The organism is Pseudomonadota bacterium, assembly GCA_010028905.1.
In the GTDB taxonomy this organism is placed as follows: domain Bacteria; phylum Vulcanimicrobiota; class Xenobia; order RGZZ01; family RGZZ01; genus RGZZ01.
The window spans coordinates 1-3,760 of the sequence record RGZZ01000481.1 but is presented as its reverse complement, the minus strand read 5'-3'; the positions used below and the strand labels follow the sequence as shown (position 1 = coordinate 3,760).

Here is a 3,760-nt window from a genome sequence, read left to right as displayed (position 1 = left end):
GCCCGTCGAGCTCGACGGTGGCCTCGTTTCGAGCACCCGAATCCGCACGTGCGTGGCCGAGGGCGCGGTTGAAGAGGCCGCCCGCCTGCTGGGCCGCCCGTACTTCGCGTATGGACGGGTGGTGCACGGCGACAAGCGCGGCCGCACCATCGGCTTTCCCACGGCCAACCTCGAGGTCGGCGAGGGCAAGCTGCTGCCGGCCGATGGCGTGTACGCGGTGCGCGTTCGCATCGGCGACGCGTGGCGTGATGGGGTGGCCAACCTCGGTGTTCGTCCCACCTTCGGCGAGCGCCGGCGGGTGCTCGAGGCGCACCTCTTCGGGGTCGACGCCGACCTCTACGGGCGCGAGGCTGAGATCGCCTTCGCGCGGCGTATCCGCGAGGAGCGTCGTTTCGACGACGTGCGCGCGCTCATCGCCCAGATCGACCGCGACGTGGAGGCGGCGCGCGAGATGCTATGAGCGGTCGCTTCGGCGCCGTGGTGCTTGCGGGAGGGCAATCCCGTCGCCTCGGTCGCGACAAGGCCTTGCTCGACATCGATGGCGTGGCCTGCGCGCGGCGGGTGCTCGAGGCGGTGCGCCCACTGGTCGGTGAGATCTGTGTCGTGGGGGGCAGCAACCGTTTCGCGGATTGGGGAGTGGCCTGGCTGCCGGATGCGGTGACCGATGCCGGTCCGCTTGGCGGCCTCATCACCGGGCTTCGTGCCCTCGACGCGGATGCGTCTTTCGCACTGGCTTGTGATCTGCCGCTGCTTTCGACGCCCGTTCTGGCGCGGCTGCAGCAAGCGTTCGAAGCGGCGCCGGAAGCGCCCGCCGTGGTGGTGCGCCACGCAGGCCGCCTCGAACCGCTGGTCGCCATCTACAACCGCGCCGCCCTGCCAGCCCTCGAGGCGGCCCTGTCCCGGGGAGAGCGCGCGCTGCACCGCGTGCTCGCGCGCCTGCCCGTGCGCGAGGTCGACGCCGAGTCGCTGCGCGACGTCGACATACACCTCGACGGTTTCCTCAATCTGAACACGGAGGACGATGCGGCGCGCATCCGTGCGCGGCTCGACGGGGGAAGGGAATGAGCTGTGCGGGCAGGGTCAGCGCGCTCTGGGCACGCCCAGGACGAATGCGTTCACCGCACGGCCGGTCTCCTTCGGAGGCTCGTCTTCTAGGTCGGCCCGCAGCACCACATCTGGGCATTCCCAGGTGAGGTTCAATGCGGCGGTGCGGGTCGGCGCTCCAAGCTCGAAGATGAGCGGCTCGCTACGCGTGCTCAGGGCCTTGCCGTTGCGCTCGATGCGATCGGACACGATGGTCTGCACGCGACCGTTGTCGAACACCGCCTCGAACCCGTTCATCTCGATTCGCTGATCGGTGATCTTCGCGGCAGGGGGAGGTGTTCCGTTCTGCTGCGCCTGGAACGCGGTGCGCGCCTGGTCGACGGTCATGCCGATGGCCACGCCGTGGGCCGTGACGTTGAGCGGGGCTGTGACGCGCTGGCTGTGACAGCCAGACGCAAATCCCAGCGTGAGCATGCAGACAATCAGCTTGACAACCGTCGCGTAGCTGTCTCGACTGCGGCTCGCAACTCGTCGCCGATCTCGGTGCCCTCCGCGTCTGTGCTCCTCGACGTACTGCCGAGAGTACGCCTGCGGTGCTCGCTTGTGCGGGCTACTGATCTCGTATCCTGTTCGCTCGACTCGTTTCGTTCCTACTGCTGGACGGTTAGTGGCGAGGGTTGTCGACATTCAGCAGCTCCTCCACGCGACCATCTGGATGAAAGACCTTCCACGACCTCTGCACGGGGTGACTCGGCTTGCTGTACAGGTCCATCCAGCCCTGTCCGACCTTGACCCAGGCATTCGGCGCCACCACGGGGCGCCCTGTCTTGCGGGCGATGATCTCGGCTGAGGGCCTGCCGTACTCGTCGTTTCCGCTTCGGCACGCCAGCAGCAGGACGGGGGCGTCCGGCGGGAGGTCCATCGCGTTGATGTGACCGGCGATCTGCTCGGGGAGCTGGCGTCCGTAGTTGTGCGCGATGCGCTCGTCGTTGAAAAACGGGCGGTGGGGGTGATGCTCAGCGTCATGATGGCAGAACACGGTGACGGCCGGCGCCGGCGCCTGCTGCTTCAGGTCGAGCGACGTCTCGTCCTCAGGCTGGAACGACACATACGGGCCACAGGGGCGTTCGATGGCCTGGCGATGCTGCGTCGAGGTGCGCATGTACACGAGGTACTGCTTCACCGCCTCGAGGTTCTCGCGTGTCTTCACCGGATCGGGGGGCACCTCGTCGGCTGCGGCTGCGCTGTCTGGTTGCGCACTGTCTGCCAGCGCTGTCTCACCCCCCAGGGCTGCCCGACGCAAGCGGAGCACGTCTGCGTCGAGCCGCTGTCCGCTTGCCACGAAGGCATCTTCATCTTGGGGAAGGAGAGCAAGCGGGCGTTGGTTGGGGTGAGCCCACGGGCTGTATGAATGGAGGGTGCTCGAGATGGTGCGAGTCACGGTTCGGCGCTCCTCATGGAAGGGGTCGATGTCTTGATCGCAGTCTACCGTGCGCACGTGAACAGAGCGCGCGTGATTTGTAAGCACGAGGTTGCTGCGATGTGAACGAACGTCGCACGGTTGTGAACGTTTGTGGGCGGCGACTGAGACGTAGGGGCCGTGTTGTCGGCCGTGTGGGTTCAACTGGGGGAGGTGCTCGGAGGTGGCTACGGGATCCTCGACACTGCCCTTGTCCTGCGGAGCTCGCATGTTGTGGGAGGAGTGGCGATCCCGGGACTCTTGTCACTGGGGTTGTCTGTTTCAGGGGACGAGCCTTTCGCGACGTGGGTGGCGGCCCGAGGGAGCAGGCCCAGTCGCGCACGAAGCGGGGTCGCGTTGCTGACGCTCGAGCCTCCGACCCGACGCATTGTCGGCGGCACGTAGCGCCTGTGGGTGTGGGAAACAGATTGCGCAAGCCTGCTCTCATGCAGGCGCCCCGACTCTGATGGGCGGGCTCGGGTACGAGTACTGTCACCTATGTGGCGCGTGGGCGGGCTCGGGTACGAGTACTGTCACAGATGTGGCGCGTAGTTGCGGTTTCGTACCACATTTGTGGCAGTACTCAGTCTGGTGGGTTCTCGCTGCCCGCTGTGCCCATTACGTGCCATGTGAGACACAGCGGGTTCCACCTCCAGTTGTCACACCGCAGTGATGTGACAGTCCAGGCTGTCACGTGACACCTCCAGCTGTCACACCGGCCTCCGTTGAGACCGTGCTCGATTACAAGGCGGAACGGGAGGCAGTGAACGCGGGAATCAGGGCGCACCCTTCTGTGAGTAGAAGCCCAAATGGGCTTATACCCTCGAGTAGAAGCCCAAATGGGCTTATACCTCACAAGGGCGGGCCTCGTCGTGGCCTTCGGGCGCGATTTGCGGGCCTCGTCGTGGCCTTCGGGCTCATCGCGTGAGCCTGGTCGGAGGCCGTGCGCCCTGCCCGCGGGTCGCCGCAGTGGCCGCCTCCAGGTTGACGATCGTCCGGCCCGATGGTATGCTAAAGGCCACCCGACAGAACCCATGCCAGAAGAAAACCATTCAGACGCCGCTGACAGCGGCGACACTACCCGCGAGGACGCGGCCGCGACGCCGGGTCCTCGCGTCGATTCGGAGACTCAGCGCGCGCCCATGGCGCCGAATCCCGGCGCCTCGGGTCTTGTTGCAGACCAGAGCGGTGCCGCTTCGGCTGACGTGAGCGCGAGCGTCGCTTCTGCGCAGAGCGCAGCTCCGGCCACGCCCCCCG

Annotated in this window: 4 protein-coding genes; 2 read left to right on the top strand and 2 right to left on the bottom strand. The window is 66.6% G+C overall.

The genetic code is table 11. The features are described 5' to 3' along the window. Together EB084_21525 and EB084_21520 are read left to right on the top strand one after the other, a co-directional pair. Positions 1-460: bifunctional riboflavin kinase/FAD synthetase (locus EB084_21525; protein ID NDD30845.1), on the top strand; the 460-nt coding region annotated here is incomplete at its 5' end. Continuing rightward, complete coding sequence (locus tag EB084_21520; GenBank protein ID NDD30844.1) at positions 457-1,065, top strand: molybdenum cofactor guanylyltransferase; 609 nt, start codon at positions 457-459, stop codon at positions 1,063-1,065. The genes EB084_21525 and EB084_21520, both read left to right, overlap by 4 nt. A 15-nt stretch (positions 1,066-1,080) precedes the next feature. Here the strand turns inward: EB084_21520 and EB084_21515 are convergent, their stop codons facing one another. Both EB084_21515 and EB084_21510 read right to left on the bottom strand, forming a co-directional pair. Continuing rightward, the gene (locus tag EB084_21515) at positions 1,081-1,518 is read right to left on the bottom strand and encodes a hypothetical protein (protein NDD30843.1); all 438 of its coding nucleotides are present in this window, start codon (positions 1,516-1,518) and stop codon (positions 1,081-1,083) included. 190 nt (positions 1,519-1,708) lie between these two features. Further along, positions 1,709-2,572, bottom strand: coding sequence for a hypothetical protein (locus EB084_21510; protein NDD30842.1), 864 nt, complete (start codon positions 2,570-2,572; stop codon positions 1,709-1,711). Between the last annotated feature and the right edge of the window lie 1,188 nt (positions 2,573-3,760).

Coding starts and splice junctions, on each gene's coding strand:
- EB084_21515 (NDD30843.1), bottom strand. CDS start 1,518: ATGCTCACGCTGGGATTTGCGTCTGGCTGTCACAGCCAGCGCGTCACA.
- EB084_21520 (NDD30844.1), top strand. CDS start 457: ATGAGCGGTCGCTTCGGCGCCGTGGTGCTTGCGGGAGGGCAATCCCGT.